The organism is Streptomyces sp. NPDC103540 (genome assembly GCF_055584445.1).
The window spans coordinates 571,169-587,707 of sequence record NZ_JBVJMA010000001.1 but is presented as its reverse complement, the minus strand read 5'-3'; the positions used below and the strand labels follow the sequence as shown (position 1 = coordinate 587,707).

The 16,539-nt window shown below is 73.3% G+C and carries 12 protein-coding genes and 3 tRNA genes; 7 read left to right on the top strand and 8 right to left on the bottom strand.

Features of this window, described 5'->3' with window-relative positions; all coding sequences use genetic code 11:
* Positions 1–23: 23 nt before the first annotated feature.
* The 3 genes from ACZ6ZI_RS02655 to ACZ6ZI_RS02645 form a co-directional block, all read right to left on the bottom strand.
* The gene (locus ACZ6ZI_RS02655) at positions 24–1,298 is read right to left on the bottom strand and encodes an NAD(P)/FAD-dependent oxidoreductase (protein ID WP_469514847.1); all 1,275 of its coding nucleotides are present in this window, start codon (positions 1,296–1,298) and stop codon (positions 24–26) included.
* Between the two features lie 93 nt (positions 1,299–1,391).
* A complete protein-coding gene (locus ACZ6ZI_RS02650; RefSeq protein WP_469514844.1) occupies positions 1,392–2,708 on the bottom strand; it encodes a deoxyguanosinetriphosphate triphosphohydrolase in 1,317 nt (438 codons plus the stop codon).
* Positions 2,709–2,765: 57 nt separating this feature from the next.
* Positions 2,766–3,530 carry a sirohydrochlorin chelatase gene (locus ACZ6ZI_RS02645; protein ID WP_469514842.1) on the bottom strand — a complete coding sequence of 255 codons (765 nt, stop codon included), beginning with the start codon at positions 3,528–3,530 and terminating at the stop codon, positions 2,766–2,768.
* A gap of 378 nt (positions 3,531–3,908) precedes the next feature.
* Here ACZ6ZI_RS02645 and ACZ6ZI_RS02640 point away from each other — a divergent pair, with 378 nt between their 5' ends.
* The 3 genes from ACZ6ZI_RS02640 to ACZ6ZI_RS02630 all read left to right on the top strand — a co-directional run bounded on the left by ACZ6ZI_RS02640 (position 3,909) and on the right by ACZ6ZI_RS02630 (position 7,893).
* On the top strand, positions 3,909–4,616 hold the full coding sequence (locus ACZ6ZI_RS02640) for a SanA/YdcF family protein (protein ID WP_469514840.1): 708 nt from the start codon (positions 3,909–3,911) through the stop codon (positions 4,614–4,616).
* A gap of 71 nt (positions 4,617–4,687) precedes the next feature.
* Positions 4,688–5,452 carry a glucose 1-dehydrogenase gene (locus ACZ6ZI_RS02635; protein WP_469515811.1) on the top strand — a complete coding sequence of 255 codons (765 nt, stop codon included), beginning with the start codon at positions 4,688–4,690 and terminating at the stop codon, positions 5,450–5,452.
* Positions 5,453–5,799: 347 nt separating this feature from the next.
* Positions 5,800–7,893: a molybdopterin oxidoreductase family protein gene (locus ACZ6ZI_RS02630; RefSeq protein ID WP_469514838.1), complete on the top strand. Its 2,094-nt coding sequence runs from the start codon at positions 5,800–5,802 to the stop codon at positions 7,891–7,893.
* A 115-nt stretch (positions 7,894–8,008) separates the two neighbouring features.
* On the opposite strand, the gene ACZ6ZI_RS02625 is transcribed toward ACZ6ZI_RS02630, so the two are convergent.
* On the bottom strand, positions 8,009–8,632 hold the full coding sequence (locus tag ACZ6ZI_RS02625; protein WP_469514835.1) for a hypothetical protein: 624 nt from the start codon (positions 8,630–8,632) through the stop codon (positions 8,009–8,011).
* 174 nt (positions 8,633–8,806) lie between these two features.
* On the opposite strand from ACZ6ZI_RS02625, the gene ACZ6ZI_RS02620 reads away from it, so the two are divergent.
* Positions 8,807–9,985 (top strand): RNA polymerase sigma factor, encoded by a 1,179-nt coding sequence (locus ACZ6ZI_RS02620; protein ID WP_469514832.1) that lies wholly within the window; start codon positions 8,807–8,809, stop codon positions 9,983–9,985.
* 196 nt (positions 9,986–10,181) lie between these two features.
* On the opposite strand, the gene ACZ6ZI_RS02615 is transcribed toward ACZ6ZI_RS02620, so the two are convergent.
* The 4 genes from ACZ6ZI_RS02615 to ACZ6ZI_RS02600 form a co-directional block, all read right to left on the bottom strand.
* On the bottom strand, positions 10,182–12,104 hold the full coding sequence (locus ACZ6ZI_RS02615) for an ABC transporter ATP-binding protein (RefSeq protein WP_469514830.1): 1,923 nt from the start codon (positions 12,102–12,104) through the stop codon (positions 10,182–10,184).
* Positions 12,101–13,834: an ABC transporter ATP-binding protein gene (locus tag ACZ6ZI_RS02610; protein WP_469514827.1), complete on the bottom strand. Its 1,734-nt coding sequence runs from the start codon at positions 13,832–13,834 to the stop codon at positions 12,101–12,103. Before ACZ6ZI_RS02610 ends, ACZ6ZI_RS02615 begins: the two co-directional genes overlap by 4 nt.
* Positions 13,835–14,029: 195 nt before the next feature.
* Entirely contained in the window at positions 14,030–15,493 is a 1,464-nt protein-coding gene (locus ACZ6ZI_RS02605) for an FGGY family carbohydrate kinase (protein ID WP_469514824.1), read from the bottom strand.
* A 53-nt stretch (positions 15,494–15,546) separates the two neighbouring features.
* Positions 15,547–15,855: a YtxH domain-containing protein gene (locus ACZ6ZI_RS02600; RefSeq protein ID WP_469514820.1), complete on the bottom strand. Its 309-nt coding sequence runs from the start codon at positions 15,853–15,855 to the stop codon at positions 15,547–15,549.
* A 145-nt stretch (positions 15,856–16,000) separates the two neighbouring features.
* Here ACZ6ZI_RS02600 and ACZ6ZI_RS02595 point away from each other — a divergent pair.
* The 3 genes from ACZ6ZI_RS02595 (at position 16,001) to ACZ6ZI_RS02585 (ending at position 16,408) form a co-directional block, all read left to right on the top strand.
* Positions 16,001–16,073, top strand: a tRNA-Asn gene (locus ACZ6ZI_RS02595).
* A 5-nt stretch (positions 16,074–16,078) separates the two neighbouring features.
* Positions 16,079–16,151 (top strand) — tRNA-Asn (locus ACZ6ZI_RS02590).
* Positions 16,152–16,334: 183 nt separating this feature from the next.
* A tRNA-Ile gene (locus ACZ6ZI_RS02585) sits at positions 16,335–16,408 on the top strand.
* Positions 16,409–16,539 lie beyond the last annotated feature (131 nt).

Genomic DNA, 16,539 nt, shown 5'->3' with positions numbered 1-16,539 from the left:
ACGGCCGGGCGCCGACAAACCCGTCAGGCCCCCTCGGCCGGCACCAACGCCGAAAGCGGAACGGAGGGATCCGCCAGCTTTTCCCGGTCCACCGGGGTCTTCGACCTGATCAGGGCCTGGATCTGCTCGGTGACGTCCCACACGTTCACGTTCATTCCCGCCAGGACCCGGCCGTCCGACAGCCAGAAGGCGATGAACTCGCGCTTGGCCACGTCACCGCGGATCAGCACCTGGTCGTAGCCGCCCGCCGGGGCGTGCCCGGAGTACTCCAGGCCCACGTCGTACTGGTCGGAGAAGAAATACGGCACCCGGTCGTACGAGACCTCCCGCCCCAGCATGGCCCGCGCGGCGGCCGGTCCGCCGTTCAGGGCGTTGGCCCAGTGTTCGACCCGCAGCCGGGTCCCGAGGGTCGGGTGGTGGGCCGCCGCCACGTCCCCGACGGCGAACACGTCCGGGTCGGAGGTGCGCAGCGAGGCGTCCACCGCGATGCCGCCGCCGTGCTCCCGGTCGACCAGGGCCAGCCCGGAGGTCTCGGCGAGGGCGGTGCGCGGGGCCGCCCCGATCGCGGCGAGCACCGCGTGCGCCGGGTGCTCCTCCCCGTCGTCCGTCCGGGCCGCCAGCACCATGCCGTCCTGCCCGACGATCTCCGTCAGCCGGGCGCCGAAGTGGAAGCGCACCCCGTGCTCGGTGTGCAGGTCGGTGAAGAGCCGGCCGATCTCCGGGCCGAGCACCGTGTGCAGCGGCCCGGCCTCCGGCTCGACGACGGTGACCTCCGCGCCGTAGCCGCGGGCTGCGGCGGCGACCTCCAGGCCGATCCAGCCGGCCCCCGCGATCAGCAGGTGGCCGTTGTCGCGGCCCAGCGAGGTCAGGGCCTTGCGCAGCAGCTCGGCGTGGGCGAGCCGGCGCAGGTGGTGGACCCCGGCCAGACCCGTGCCGGGGATGTCCAGCCGGCGCGGCTCGGCGCCGGTGGCCAGCAGCAGCTTGTCGTAGTGCAGCAGGGTGCCGTCGCCCAGCCGGACCGTCTTGGCGTCACGGTCCAGGTGGACGGCCGGCTGCCCGAGGTGCAGTTCGACGTCGGCGCTCGCGTACCAGGACGGCTTGTGGACGAAGACGCTGTCCCGGTCCTCCTTGCCCACCAGGTAGCCCTTGGACAGCGGCGGGCGCTCGTACGGATGGTCGCGCTCGTCGCCGATCAGGATGACCCGGCCGGTGAACCCCTCGGACCTCAGGGTTTCGGCTGCCTTCGCCCCGGCCAGCCCCGCGCCGACGATGATGAACGTCTGGTGTGCGTCGACCACCTGATGCCTCCTCATAACCTCTCCGCCACATGCGACCACATGCGAGCGTCCCGCACCCAGCCTGCCGCGTGAAGGGGGAGTGGCCCGATCGGCTCACCCTTCGGCGCGTCGCGGGCGTCGGGTGAGGCGGGCGTGCAGGGAGCGGGCGGAGGCGTCGGTGAGGGAGGCGATCTGGTCGATGACCGCGCGTTTCGCGGCCCTGTCGTCCGGCGCGGCGTCGAAGATCGCCCGGAACTGCGGGTCCAGCCCCTCGGGCGCGCGGGCGCTGAGCGCCTCGGCCAATTCGGCCAGGACCACGCGCTGGTCGGCGCGCAACCGCTCCTGCTCGTCGCGCTGCATGACGTACAGGTCGGCGACGGCCTTCAGGACGGCGCACTCGTTGCGGGCCGCGCGCGGGACCACGAGCTCGGCGGTGTACCGGGTGAGGGGGCCAAAACCGAACGCCTCGCGGGTGGCGCTCTCCGCCGCCAGGCAGAACCGGCCGATCAGCTGGCTGGTGGCGTCCTTCAGGCGGGCCTGGGCCACGGCGGAGCCGTCGTAGCCGTGCGGCCACCACTCCTCCTCCATCAGCCGGTCGAGCGCCTCGCGCAGCTCCTCGGGGTCGGTGTCGGCGGGTACGTAGCGGCCGATGGCGACCTGCCAGATGGCGCTGAGCTCCGGCTCGGCGAACAGCAGGTTGGGGTCGATGTGCCCGGCGTGCAGGCCGTCCTCGAAGTCGTGCACGGAGTACGCCACGTCGTCCGACCAGTCCATGACCTGGGCCTCGAAGCACTTGCGGTCGGCGGGCGCCCCCCGCCGCAGCCACTCGAAGACGGGCAGGTCGTCCTCGTAGGCGCCGAACTTCACCGAGCCGGGGTCGGTGGGGTGTCCGCCGCGCGCCCACGGGTACTTGGTGGCGGCGTCCAGACTGGCGCGGGTGAGGTTGAGGCCGACGCTGACCAGGGAGCCGGTCGCCGGGTCCGGGACGAACCGCTTGGGCTCCAGCCGGGTCAGCAGGCGCAGCGACTGGGCGTTGCCCTCGAAGCCGCCGCAGTCGGCGGCGAACTCGTTGAGCGCCTCCTCGCCGTTGTGCCCGAAGGGCGGGTGGCCCATGTCGTGGGAGAGGCAGGCCGCCTCGACCAGGTCGGGATCGCAGCCGAGGGCCGCGCCGAGCTCCCGTCCGACCTGGGCGCACTCCAGGGAGTGCGTCAGTCGGGTGCGGGGGCTCGCGTCCCAGTCGTAGGAGCGGGTGCCCGGGGTGACGACCTGGGTCTTCCCGGCGAGGCGGCGCAGCGCGGCGGAGTGCAGCACGCGGGCGCGGTCCCGTTGGAAGGCGGTGCGGCCGGGCCGTTTGTCGGGCTCGGCGGCGAACCGCTCGGTGGCGGCCGGATCGTAGGAGTCGTAGGCGGGAGCGTGCGGGGTGCCTTCCATGCTCCGACGGTAACCGCAGCCGCCGACATTCAGGGCGACCGGGAGTTGTCCGGTCGGCTACGCGAGGGCGGCGACGGCCGCCTCGCGCGGGTGCCGGAGCCGGGCCAGGGCCTCGTCGTAGCGGCGCAGGACGAGGCGGGCCAGGGCCGGGTGGGCGCCGAGCGGGGCGGAGGCGGGCCCCGGTGAGGCGGCGGCGCAGGCGGTGGCGAACCGGCCGGGCGCCGTGAAGTACGAGGCCACCGCGACCCGGTGGTGGCCGGCGGCGCGCAGCGCGCGCACCGCCTCCGGTACGCCGGGCGTCGCCGCGGAGGCGTAGCCGGGGATCACCGCGACCCCGCCGAGGCGTTCGGACAGCAGGGCGGCGGCCTGCCGGGTGTCGGCCGCGGAGTCGGGGTCGCGGGATCCGGCGGCGGCCAGGACGACCGCGGTGCCCGGGGTCCAACCGGCTTCCAGGAGGCGCTCGAAGAGGGCCTCGACGAGCAGCGGGTGGGGGCCGAGGGGGGCCGCGACCCGGGTGCGCAGGCGGGCTGCCCGGGCGGCGCCGGCGGGGAGGTCCCGCTTGACGTGGGTGCCGCGCCCGAGGAGGAGGGGGACGAGCACCGCGTCGGGGGCGCGGTCCGGGCGGTGGTCGGTGCGGGCGTCCGCCTCCGCGGACAGACCGTCCAGGGTCTCGGCGAGCAGGGGCGCGTTCAGCTCGACGTGTCCGAGGCGGACGTCGAGGCGCGGGCGCAGCTCGCGGACGCGTTCGAGGAGGGCGAGCACGGCGGGGAGGGCGCGCGGGTCGCGGCTGCCGTGTGCCACGGCGACGAGGGTGGGCTGCATGGGTGGGCTCCGTGGTGCCGGGCGCGTGGCGGGCGCAGGCCGCTGAGCTGGGTGCCGAGCTGGTCGGTTATCCGGGTCAGCAGCTCGGCCGCGCTGCCGAAGGGGAGGGCGGGGAAGGCGGGGGAAGGGGCTTCGGGAGGGTGCACCGGCTCCGTCATGGATCGATCCTGAGGGGGCCAGGTTGCGGGGGCGTTGCGGTGGGGTGACGGGTCTTTTCCTCCTGCTCACTCGGTCGTTCGTACGGGTGAAAGGCCGGGGGCGGGGAACTGCGGGTCGGGGCCGGTTCGTCAATCCGTGCGAAGGGCGCGTGTGATGTCGAGGTGTCGGGCGTGCGGGTGACGCGCGGTGTGCGTGGCGGGGAGCGAGGGGGGACGGGTCATGGGGGAGTCGGAGGGGAAGCGGGGCGGCGCGTGGTGGCGACCCCGGCTGCCGCGGAGCGTGCGGGCCCGCCGGCGGGCGGTGCGGCTGGTGATGGCGGGGTGCGTGCTGGCCCTGCTGCCCTCGGCCTGGACGCACGCGGTGGCGGCGGACCGGCTGCGCACGACCGCCGACGCGCCGGCGGCGGAGGTCGCGGTGGTTTTCGGGGCGGGGCTGTGGAACGGCCGGCCGACCCCGTACCTGGCCGACCGGCTGGACGCGGCCGTCGAGCTGTACCGCGCGGGCCGGGTGAAGGTCGTCCTCGTCACCGGGGACAACAGTCGCGTCGAGTACGACGAGCCCGACGCGATGCGGACGTACCTCCGGGAGCGGGGGGTGCCGCAGGAGCGGATCGTCAGTGACCACGCGGGCTTCGACACCTGGGACTCCTGCGTGCGGGCGCGGGAGATCTTCGGGGTGGACCGGGCGATCCTGATCAGCCAGGGCTTCCACATACGCCGGGCCGTCGCGCTGTGCCAGGCGGCGGGCGTGGAGTCGTTCGGGGTCGGTGTCGCCGACGTGCACGACGCGACCTGGTACTACGGCGGCGTCCGCGAGGTCTTCGCGGCGGGCAAGGCGGCGTTGGACGCGACCTTCGAGCCGAGCCCCCGGTTCCTGGGACCGAAGGAGGAAGGGGTGTCGCGGGTGCTGGCGGCTCTGGCACACTGACGCGCGACGATCGGCATATGCCGATTAGTCATATGTCGAAGTGTCTGCGTCAGGGGTGTGGAACCGTGGCTGTGGTGGATCTGAGCGGCAAGGTCGTCGTCGTCACCGGAGGGGCCCGCGGGCTGGGCGCGGCGGCCGCACGGGCCGTCGTCGACGGGGGCGGCCGGGTGCTGATCACCGACGTGCTGGAGGCGGAGGGCGAGAAGACGGCCGCCGAACTCGGGGAAGCGGCCCGCTTCCTGCGGCACGACGTGACGAGCGAGGCCGACTGGGACGCCGCCCTCGCCCGCGCCGTGGCGGAGTTCGGGCGGATCGACGGCCTCGTGAACAACGCGGGCATCGCCACCGGTCGGCTGCTGGAGGACGAGAGCGTCGAGCACTTCCGCCGGGTCGTCGAGATCAACCTGGTGGGCGTCTTCATCGGGATCAAGACCGCGATCCCGCTGTTGCGGGCGAACGGCGGCGGCTCGATCGTCAACATCTCCTCCGCCGCCGGTCTCACCGGGCTCGCCCTCACCGCCGGGTACGGCGCCTCCAAGTGGGGGGTGCGAGGGCTGTCGAAGATCGGGGCGGTCGAGCTCGCCGAGGCGGGCATCCGGGTCAACTCGGTCCACCCCGGGATGACGCTGACCCCGATGACCGCCCCGGTCGGGATCCGGACCGGCGAGGGCAACTACCCCGGCGCCCCGCTGGGTCGCGTCGCGGTGCCCGAGGAGATAGCCGCCGCCGTCGCCTTCCTGCTCTCCGACGCCGCCGGGTACGTGACGGGCGCCGAGCTCGCCGTGGACGGCGGCTGGACGGCGGGCCTGACGGTACGGCACCTCACGGGGCAGTGACCCGGCGGCGCCACCGGGCCGTGCCGCCGGGCCGTGCCACGCGCCCGCGCCGCCGGGCCGCGCCGCCAGGCCGTGCTGCCCGCCCGCGCCGCCAGGCCGTGCTGCCCGCCCGCGCCGCCGGGCCCCGGGCAGCGGGCGCCGCGCCCCCCGACCGGGGCCGGCGCCACCCCCGGCGGACGGCCGGACGCGGCCGCTCGGCGGGGGTGCCCCGCCCGACGGGCGGGCCGACGGGCGGGCCGGCGCGGGGTGGGGCCTCACCGGGCGGGGGTGGGCGTGCTGAGGTCGCGCATCCCTGGCCGTAACGCGCCGGCGCGGCCCGCGTAACACCCGCGTCGCACGCTGGTCGCATGCCCACCCCGGACTCCGCCCCCGCCCCCGGCGTCACCGCCACGCACTGCCCGTACTGCGCGCTCCAGTGCGGGATGAACCTGCGCCCCGCGCCGGACGGTACGGGTGTCACGGTCGAGGAGCGGACGGAGTTCTCCGTCAACCGGGGCGCGCTGTGCGGCAAGGGACGCACCGCGCCCGCCGTGCTCTCCTCCCGCGTGCGCCTGACCGAGCCGCTCGTGCGCGCCCACGCCGGCGGGCCGCTCGTACCGGTCGGCTGGGAGGAGGCCCTCGACGCCGTGGCCGCCGGCCTCGCCCGCACCGCCCGCGTCCACGGGCCCGACGCCGTCGGCGTGTTCGGCGGCGGCGGACTGACCAACGAGAAGGCGTACGCCCTCGGCAAGTTCGCCCGGGTCGCCCTGCGCACCTCGCAGATCGACTACAACGGCCGCTTCTGCATGTCCTCGGCCGCCGCCGCGCACCAACGGGCCTTCGGCCTCGACCGCGGCCTGCCCTTCCCCCTGGAGGACGTCCCGCGCACCGGCTGCGTGATCCTCGTCGGCTCCAACCTGGCCGAAACGATGCCCCCCGCCCTGCGCTTCCTCACCGAGCTCAAGGCGAACGGCGGCACCCTGATCGTCGTCGACCCCCGGCGCACCCGCACCGCCGAACAGGCCGACCTGCACCTGGCCCCCCGCCCCGGCACCGACCTGGCCCTCGCCCTCGGCCTGCTGCACCTCGTGGTCGCCGAGGGCCGCACCGACCCGGAGTTCATCGCCACCCGCACCACCGGCTGGGAGGAAGCCCGCGCGGCCGCCATGGCGCACTGGCCCGAGCTGGTGGAGCGCCTGACCGGCGTCCCGGTGCCCCGGCTGCGCCGCGCCGTGGAACTGTTCTGCGCCCCCGAGTCCGCGATGGTCCTCACCGCGCGCGGCCCCGAGCAGCAGTCCAAGGGCACCGACACCGTCGGCGCGTGGATCAACCTGTGCCTCGCCACCGGCCGGGCCGGACGCCCCCTCTCCGGCTACGGCTGCCTCACCGGCCAGGGCAACGGCCAGGGCGGCCGCGAACACGGCCAGAAGGCCGACCAACTCCCCGGCTACCGCAAGCTCACCGACCCCGCCGCCCGCGCCCACGTCGCCGGGGTCTGGGGCGTCGACCCCGACAGCCTGCCCGGACCCGGCCGCAGCGCCTACGAACTCCTCGACGCCCTGGGCACCGACGTACGGGCCCTGCTCCTCATGGGCTCCAACCCGGTGGTCTCCGCCCCCCGCGCCGCCCACGTCGAGGAACGCGTCCGCTCCCTGGACTTCCTCGCGGTCGCCGACGTGGTCCTCTCCGAGACCGCCGCGCTCGCGGACGTGGTCCTGCCCGTCACCCAGTGGGCGGAGGAGACCGGCACCACCACCAACCTGGAGGGCAGGGTCCTGCTGCGCCGCCGCGCCCTGACCCCGCCCCCCGGCGTGCGGAGCGACCTGGACGTGATGCACGGGCTCGCCTCCCGCCTGGGCGTGGAGAAGGGTTTCCCCACCGATCCCGAGGAGGTCTTCGAGGAACTGCGCCGCGCCTCCGCGGGCGGACCGGCCGACTACTCCGGCATCTCCTACGCCCGCGTGGAGGCCGAACAGGGTGTCTTCTGGCCCTGCCCGACCGGCTCCGAGGGCACGCCCCGCCTCTTCCTGGACCGCTTCGCCACCGACGACGGCCGGGCCCGGTTCGTACCCGTCTCGCACCGCGACGCCGCCGAGACCCCCGACGCCGACTACCCGCTGCTGCTCACCACCGGCCGGGTCGTCGCCCAGTACCAGTCCGGTGCGCAGACCCGGCGGGTGGACGAGCTCAACGCCGCGGCCCCGGGACCGTTCGTGGAGCTGCACCCCCGGCTCGCGGCCCGCCTCGGGGTCGACGACGGAGCTCCGCTCGCCGTCACCTCCCGCCGGGGGCGCGCGGTGGCGCCGGCCCGGATCACCGACGCGATCCGCGCCGACACGGTCTTCATGCCCTTCCACTGGCCGGGGGAGGGGCGCGCCAACAGCCTCACCAACGACGCCCTGGACCCGGTGTCCCGGATGCCGGAGTTCAAGGTGTGCGCGGTCCGGGTCGAGCCCGCCTGAGGACGAGGGCCCCGCCCCGCGCGCGGTCGTCGGGCCCGTCGGTCGTCGGGCCTGTCGGTCGTCGGGCCTGTCGGTCGTCGGGCCTGTCGGTCGTCGGGCCCGTCGGTCGTCGGGCTCAGACGGTCGGGGCCCGTCCGTCGTCCCGCCCGCCGTTCCGCCCCCCGGTCCACAGCTCCTCCACCGACAGGTCGCTGTCGTAGAGCACGAACTCCCTCTCCTCCGAGCCGATCTCGTACCCCGCCTCCACCAACTCCGCGATGAGGGTGTCGCAGGCGGCCGTCGCCCGCGAGGCGGAGCCCCGGCAGCGCTGGGTGACGAACCGTTCCTGGCCGTCCGGCGTCCCGGACGGGGCCCGCCGGGAGTTCGCGGACAGGTGCGCCCCGTGCGGGACCACCAGCGCCTCCAGCGCCCCGTGGTCGTACGCGTCCGGCAGCAGCAGTCTCAGGTGGTGCTCGTAGTACCCGCCGCCCGGGCCGGGCAGGTCCGTGGTCCAGGGCACCGTCTCGATCTTGACCCTGATCGGGTGGAAGCCGGCCGCCCGTAACTGGGGCACCAGCCGCTCGTGCCCCGTGCGGTCGGGCAGCGTCAGCATCGGTTGGCAGGAGGGACGACCGCGGTTCTGCCGGGGGTGGGTGACCCTCAACTCCCGCGCGTCGGCCCAGGATTCGAGCCGGGCCAACTCCCGCGCGTCCGGGCAGCGGACCGTCACGTGCGTTTCGTAGGTTCCGTGCGAAGACATGATGTCGATCATCTCGGACATGCGTCCGATCCGCATCGGGGTTGCCGCCGGGGGGTAACCATCCGGTCACGCACCGGACTCAGAAAGTGTTCGCACACCCCTCGTGGCGGCGATGTGTCTTACCCCACACTGAGGTGCGGTGCCCCCGTCCTCGGAGCCCTGGAGGTCGCCCTCGTGCAGACCCAGACCCTGACCGTGAACGTGAGCCGCCCCGCCGCCGACGCGCCCGCCGCGGTCGGCGTCCCCGAGTCCGAGGCGAGGGACGAACCGGTGGACGAGACGGTGGACGAGACGGTGCGGGACGAGGCGGTCCCCGACGAGACGGTCCGGGACGAGACGGCACCGGACGAGACCGAGCCGGACGAACCCGAGGTCCTCGAACTGATCGAGCCCGAGCGACCCGGACCCCGCTCCCGCACCCGGGACGACACCGGCGGATCGGGCCCCTCCGCCGACCTCTTCCGCCAGTACCTGCGCGAGATAGGCAGGATCCCGTTGCTCACCGCCGCCGAGGAGGTGGACCTCGCGCGCCGCGTGGAGGCGGGACTCTTCGCCGAGGAGAAGCTCGGCAACACCCCCGACCTGGACTCCCGGCTCGCCCTCGACCTCGACCGGCTCGTCGTCCTGGGTCGGATGGCCAAGCGCCGGCTCATCGAGTCGAACCTGCGCCTCGTCGTCTCCGTCGCCAAGCGCTACGTGGGCCGCGGCCTGACCATGCTCGACCTGGTCCAGGAGGGGAACCTCGGACTCATCCGAGCCGTCGAGAAGTTCGACTACGCCCGCGGCTACAAGTTCTCCACCTACGCCACCTGGTGGATCCGGCAGGCGATGTCCCGGGCCCTCGCCGACCAGGCCCGCACCATCCGCGTGCCCGTCCACGTCGTCGAACTGATCAACCGCGTCGTTCGCGTCCAGCGCCGCATGCTCCAGGAACGCGGTTACGAACCCACGGCCGAAGAGGTCGCCGTCCACCTCGAACTGACCCCCGAGCGCGTCCTGGAGGTGCTCCGCCTCGCCCAGGAACCGGTCTCCCTGCACGCCCCGGTCGGCGAGGAGGACGACGTGGCGCTCGGAGACCTGATCGAGGACGGCGACGCCGCCTCGCCCGTCGAATCCGCCGCGTTCTTCCTGCTCCGCGAGCACCTGGAGGCCGTGCTCTCCACCCTCGGCGAGCGCGAACGCAAGGTCGTCCAGCTCCGCTACGGGCTCGCCGACGGCCGCCCGCGCACCCTGGAGGAGATCGGCCGGATCTTCGGCGTCACCCGCGAACGGATCCGCCAGATCGAATCCAAGACCCTCAACAAACTGCGCGACCACGCCTTCGCCGACCAACTGCGCGGCTACCTCGACTGACCCGCGCGACCGGACGGGCACGGGACACGGGAGAGGGGCGCCCCGAAGGACGCCCCTCTCCCGGTCCACGACCGTCACGACCCGTCCACGACCGCTCCCGGACCGATCCCCGACCGGTCCGCGAGCCGACCGGTCCGCGAGCCGACCGGTCCGCGAGCCGACCGGACGATCCCCGACCGGTCCGCGAGCCGGGCGGTCAGTCGACCTCGACCACCGCCTGCGCGAACTGCGCCGCGTACAGCCGGGAGTAGGCACCGCCCGAGGACAGCAGCTCCTCGTGCGTCCCCTGCTCCACGATCGATCCGCTCTCCATCACCAGGATCACGTCGGCGTCCCGGATCGTCGACAACCGGTGCGCGATCACGAACGACGTGCGCCCCTGCGCGAGCCGGGCCATCGCCTTCTGGATCAGCACCTCGGTGCGGGTGTCGACGGAGCTGGTCGCCTCGTCGAGCACGAGGATCACCGGGTCCGACAGGAACGCCCGCGCGATGGTGATCAGCTGCTTCTCGCCCGCGCTGACCCCGGCGCCCTCGTCGTCCAGCACCGTGTCGTAGCCGTCGGGCAGGGTGCGCACGAACCGGTCCGCGTGCGCCGCCCGCGCGGCCTCCTCGATCTCGGCCCGCGTCACCTCCCGCGCGGCCCCGTACGCGATGTTCTCCGCGATGGTCCCGCCGAACAGCCAGGTGTCCTGGAGGACCATCCCGATCCCGCCGCGCAGCTGCGCGCGGGTCATCTTCGCGATGTCCACGCCGTCCAGGGCTATCTCCCCGCCCGTGACCTCGTAGAACCGCATCAGCAGGTTGACCAGCGTGGTCTTGCCGGCGCCCGTCGGGCCGACGATCGCGACCGTCTGGCCCGGCTCCACGTCCAGCGACAGGTTCTCGATCAGCGGCTTGTCGGGCTCGTAGCGGAAGGCCACCTTGTCGAGGGTGACCCGCCCGCGCAGCTCGGCCGGCCGCTCCGGGACCTCGACGTCCGGCTCCTGCTCGTCCGCGTCCAGCAGCTCGTAGACCCGTTCCGCCGAGGCGACACCGGACTGCACCAGGTTCGCCATCGAGGCCACCTGCGTCAGCGGCATCGAGAACTGCCGCGAGTACTGGATGAAGGCCTGCACGTCACCGATCGACAGCGTGCCCGAGGCCACCCGCAGACCACCGACCACCGCGATCAGCACGTAGTTGATGTTCGAGATGAACATCATCACGGGCTGCATGATCCCGCTGACCAACTGCGCCTTGAAGGAAGACCGGTACAGCGCCTCGTTCTGCTCGGCGAACAGCGCCGCCGACTCCTTCTGCCGCCCGAACACCTTCACCAGCGTGTGGCCGGAGTACATCTCCTCGATGTGGGCGTTCAGCGAGCCCGTGCTCTTCCACTGCGCCACGAAGTGCGGCTGCGACTTCTTGCCGATCCTCGACGCGACGACCACCGACACCGGCACGGTCACCAGCGCCACCAGCGCCAGCAGCGGCGAGATCCAGAACATCATCGCCAGGACGCCGACGATCGTCAGCAGCGAGTTGATCAGCTGCCCCAGCGTCTGCTGGAGCGTCTGCCCGATGTTGTCGATGTCGTTCGTCGCCCGGCTCAGCACCTCGCCGCGCTTCTGCTGGTCGAAGTACGACAGCGGCAGCCGCGACAGCTTCGCCTGGAGCTCCTCGCGCATCCGGAACACGGTGCCGTTCATCACGTGGTTCGACAGCCGCGTCGCCACCAGCATCAGCAGCCCCGCCAGCACGAACACCGCCAACGCCCACAGCGCGACGACACCGACGGCGCCGAAGTCGATGCCCTGCCCCGGGCTGAAGTCCGTACCCGACAGCATGTCCGCGGCGCCGTCCTCGCCCCGCGCCCGCAGCCCGTCCAGCGCCTGCTGCTTGGTCAGCCCCGCCGGCATCTCGCGCCCGACGATCCCCGCGAACACCAGGTCGGTGGCCTCGCCCAGGATCTTCGGGCCCACGACCGAACAGGCCACGCTGCCGAACACGGCCGCGACCATGCCCCACAGCTTCGCCTTGTCCTGCGCGAGCTGACCCAGGAGCCGCTTGCCCGACCCCTTGAAGTCCAGGGACCGCTGACCCGGCCCCATCATCATCCGTCCTCCGGGCCCGCTCATGCGGCCTCCGCCTCCGTCAGCTGGGAGAGCACGATCTCCCGATAGGTCTCATTGCCGGCCATCAGCTCGTGGTGGCGCCCCTCGCCCACGACCTGACCCTCGTCGAGCACGACGATCCGGTCGGCGTCGCGGATCGTGGACACCCGCTGCGCCACGATCACCACCGTCGCCTCCCGGGTCTCCTCGGCCAGCGCCGCGCGCAGCGCCGCGTCCGTCGCGTAGTCGAGGGCCGAGAACGAGTCGTCGAACAGGTAGATCTCCGGCCGCTGCACGAGCGTGCGGGCGATCGCGAGCCGCTGGCGCTGGCCGCCGGAGACGTTCGTACCGCCCTGCGTGATCGGCGCCTCCAGCCCGCCGTCCAGCGCGGACACGAACTCCTTCGCCTGCGCCACCTCCAGGGCCTGCCACAGCTCCTCGTCCGTGGCGTCCGGGCGCCCGTAGCGCAGATTGGAGGCGACGGTTCCGGAGAACAGGTACGGCTTCTGCGGGACCATACCGACCGTCTTCGCCAACAGCTCGGGGTCGATCCGGCGCACGTCCTCCCCGTCCACCAGCACCGCGCCGTCGGTCGCGTCGAACAGGCGGGGCACCAGACCCAGCAGCGTGGACTTTCCGCTGCCCGTGGAACCGATCACCGCGGTGGTCTCGCCGGGCCGGGCCAGCAGGTCGATCCCGCGCAGCACCGGCGCCTCGGCGCCCGGGTAGCGGAAGTCCGCGCCGCGCAGCTCCAGCAGGCCGCGCCGGCCCAGCTCACGGACCGGGTCGGTCGGCGGAACCACGCTGGACTCGGTGTCCAGGACCTCCTGGATGCGCTCGGCGCAGACCTCGGCGCGCGGCACCATCATGAACATGAAGGTGGCCATCATCACGGCCATCACGATCTGCATCAGGTAGGCCAGGAAGGCCGTCAGCTGGCCGATCTCCATGTCACCGCTGTCGACGCGCATCGCGCCGAACCAGATGACGGCCACGCTGGAGATGTTCACGACCACGATCACCGTCGGGAACATCAGCGCCAGCAGCCTGCCGGAGGCCAGGGAGACGTCCGTCAGCTCGGAGTTGGCGGTGCGGAAGCGCTCCTCCTCGTACGTGTCGCGGACGAACGCGCGGATCACCCGGTTGCCGGTGATCTGCTCGCGCAGCACCCGGTTCACGACGTCGAGCCGCTCCTGCATCTGCCGGAACAGCGGCCGGGTCCGGTACACGATCGCGCCGACGGCGATGCCCAGCACGGGCACCACGGCCAGCAGCACGCTCGACAGGCTCACGTCGAGCGACAGAGCCATCGCGATGCCGCCGACGCACATGATCGGCGCCGAGACCATCATGGTGAAGGTCATCAGCACCAGCATCTGGACCTGCTGGACGTCGTTCGTCGTACGGGTGATCAGCGAGGGGGCGCCGAACTGGCCCAGCTCCCGCGCGGAGAAGCTCTGCACCCGGTCGAAGACCGAGGCGCGCACGTCCCGGCCGAGGGCGGCGGCGGTACGGGCGCCGTAGTACACGGCCCCGGTGTTGCACACGAGCTGGAGGAGCGAGACGCCCAGCATCAGGGCGCCGAAGCGCAGGATGTAGCCGGTGTCGCCGTTGACGACGCCGGTGTCGATGATGTCCGCGTTCAGGGTCGGCAGGTAGAGGCTCGCACTGGTCTGCAGCAGTTGCAGCAGCACCAGCAGAGCGATGGGTTTGCGGTACGGACCGAGGTGGGTCCGCAGAAGTCGTATGAGCACGCGCAGGCTCCGGTCGGCATGATTCGAGGGGGTTCGGTCCATCTTCGGCCAACCGCGGGGTCCGACCCCACCGGTTTTCGCAAAGGCCGGTCAAAAGGAGGAGGGCCCCCGAGACCTTGGTCCCAGGGGCCCTACCGGCTCCGGTGCTCCCGCCGACGACGGGCCGACGCCCCGCCGACGGCTCGGTACGTCGGCTCAGTACGTCGGCGAGAACGCGCCCGCGAACGCGCCCGGGTGCAGCTGCTCGCGCGTGGTGACGTACTGCTGCCGCACGGCCTGCCACGCCGGGAAGTCCTCGCCCGGCTCGAACACCTGCGCCGCCGGAGCGGGCCACACCGGCGGGGTGTGCGGGGCCAGCGTGCCGTGCTGCACGCCCAGCGCCCACGCCGCCTGCCGGGCCGCGCCCAGCGCCGCGTAGTCCGCCGGCGCCGGCACCACGATCTGCGTGCCGAACAGACCGGGAGCCGCCACCTGTACGGCGGGCAGCTCGGCCGCCGCGCCCAGCAGGAACACCCGCCGGATCGGCACGCCCCGGTGCCGCAGCACGTCGAGGGCGTCCACCAGCCCGCACAGCATGCCCTCGAACGCGGCCCGCGCGAGGTGCTCGGGCTTCATCGAGTCCCGGCGCAGCCCCGACAGGGTGCCGGCGGTGTGCGGCAGGTTCGGGGTCCGCTCGCCCTCCAGGTACGGCAGCAGGACGAGGCCGTGCGCGCCCGGCGTCGACTTCAGCGCGAGCGCGCTCAGCCCCTCCAGGTCGGTGCCGAGCATGTCGGCGGTGCCGCGCAGGGCCCGTACGGCGTTGGAGGTGTTCACCACCGGCAGGTGCATGCCGCCCGCGTCGGCGAGGGAGGTGATCAGACCGCCCGGCTCCGACAGCGCCTCGTGGTGCACGGCCATCACCGACCCGGACGCGCCCAGCGAGACCACCGCGTCCCCCGGCCCCATGCCCAGACCGAGCGCGGCGGCCTGGGTCTCGCCGGTGCCGGCGGAGATCAGCAGCCCCTCGGGGGTCATCCCGGCGGCCTCGCACGGGGCGAGCACCTCGGGCAGCAGCGCCTGGTGCCCGAGCGCGAGCTCCACCAGGTCGGGGCGGTAGGAGCCGGTGGCCGCCGACCAGTACCCGGTGCCGGACGCGCCGGCCCGGTCGGTGGTGCGGCGGGCGGGACGGCCGAGGAGCTGCCAGACGAGCCAGTCGTGCGGGGAGAGCACGACCGCCACGCGTCGGGCGGCCTCCGGCTCGTTGCGGGCCATCCAGGCGAGCTTGGCGATCGGCTGCGCGGCGTGCGGTACGGAGCCCACGGCCTGCACCCAGGCCTGCCGGCCGCCGAGCGCCTCGATCAGGTCGGCGGCGGCGACCTGGCCGCGCCGGTCGTTGCCGACGAGGGCCGGCCGGACCAGGGCGCCCTGCGTGTCGAGCGGCAGCACCCCCTGCTGCTGGGCGGAGACGCCGATGGCCTGGACGCCCTCCAGCAGTCCGCCGCCGGCGGCCTCGCCGAGCGAGAGCAGCCAGCCCTGCGGATCGGTCTCGTGGGGGACGGCCTCACCGGCGGGCTGCGGATGGGGCGCGTAGCCCTGGCGCAGCACGGCGCCCGTGTCCGTGTCACAGACCACGATGCGAGTGAAGGTGGAAGAGCTGTCCAGCCCGGCGACTATCCCCATGCGGAGAATTCTGCCGCACGCCGGGCCGGATCCGACCCGTCCGGAAGTGGCTCTCAGGTGTTGCTCGTGCCCCACTCGTCCTCGCCGGCCGCGCCGCCGGCGGTCCGCGAGCGCGATCCGCGCACCCGGGCGGACAGGGAGTCGGGCAGCGCGTCGCCCACCTTCTCGCCGACCGCGGCGAAGGCCTTGCCCGCGTACTGGAGCCCGGTCTGTCCCGCGGTCTCGGCCGCGTTGCGCACGGCGGGGTTCTGCGCGATCTGCCGGGCGGACTTCTTCATCTGCTCGTAGCGCTCGCGTCCGGCCCGGGTCCCGACCACGTAGCCGAGGGCCAGTCCGACCACGAAAGCGACCTTGTAGCGCATGCCTGCCACCCTTCGTCGTGTGGTGCCCGGCCGGCTGTCGATACCGATTGGCGGAGCACCCCCCTGCTTGCGCTAATCTATGACTCGCAACGGGCGCTCGCCCCCCGGCAAGGCCGGAGGTGGGCTGTTCGATGCACCGCAGCATTCCCCTGTAGCTCAATTGGCAGAGCAGCCGGCTGTTAACCGGCAGGTTACTGGTTCGAGTCCAGTCGGGGGAGCTCGGTCCCCTGTAGCTCAATTGGCAGAGCAGCCGGCTGTTAACCGGCAGGTTACTGGTTCGAGTCCAGTCGGGGGAGCAGAAGAGGAGAGGGCCCGGGAGGGTCCTCTTTCTTTTTGCCCTGATCCGGGAACCGGGCAGCCTTCGGCGCGGTCTCACTGAACAGGCGCGGCCGATCATACGAGGCAACCGAGGCAGGAGATCGTATGAGCGGCTATGCTGCGGCAGACGGCGCGCACACATGTACGCGCCACGCCGTAAAGGGGCGGTAGCTCAGCCGGTTAGAGCAGCGGACTCATAATCCGTCGGCCGTGGGTTCGAGTCCCACCCGCCCCACCGCAAGCCGCAGGTGCAGAAACGATTGCACCTGCGGCTTCGACGTTTGCGGGGCCGGGTGTGGCGGTCCTCACCCCCGGCTGTCGGCGATGGGTTCCCGCCGGCGGCGTCCCGTCGGGGCCCGCCCCGGT

Excerpts from the sequence above, each read along its gene's own strand:
- ACZ6ZI_RS02650 (WP_469514844.1), bottom strand. The coding sequence starts at position 2,708 with ATGGAAGGCACCCCGCACGCTCCCGCCTACGACTCCTACGATCCGGCC.
- ACZ6ZI_RS02645 (WP_469514842.1), bottom strand. The coding sequence starts at position 3,530 with ATGCAGCCCACCCTCGTCGCCGTGGCACACGGCAGCCGCGACCCGCGC.
- ACZ6ZI_RS02640 (WP_469514840.1), top strand. The coding sequence starts at position 3,909 with ATGGGGGAGTCGGAGGGGAAGCGGGGCGGCGCGTGGTGGCGACCCCGG.
- ACZ6ZI_RS02630 (WP_469514838.1), top strand. The coding sequence starts at position 5,800 with ATGCCCACCCCGGACTCCGCCCCCGCCCCCGGCGTCACCGCCACGCAC.
- ACZ6ZI_RS02625 (WP_469514835.1), bottom strand. The coding sequence starts at position 8,632 with ATGTCTTCGCACGGAACCTACGAAACGCACGTGACGGTCCGCTGCCCG.
- ACZ6ZI_RS02615 (WP_469514830.1), bottom strand. The coding sequence starts at position 12,104 with ATGAGCGGGCCCGGAGGACGGATGATGATGGGGCCGGGTCAGCGGTCC.
- ACZ6ZI_RS02605 (WP_469514824.1), bottom strand. The coding sequence starts at position 15,493 with ATGGGGATAGTCGCCGGGCTGGACAGCTCTTCCACCTTCACTCGCATC.
- ACZ6ZI_RS02600 (WP_469514820.1), bottom strand. The coding sequence starts at position 15,855 with ATGCGCTACAAGGTCGCTTTCGTGGTCGGACTGGCCCTCGGCTACGTG.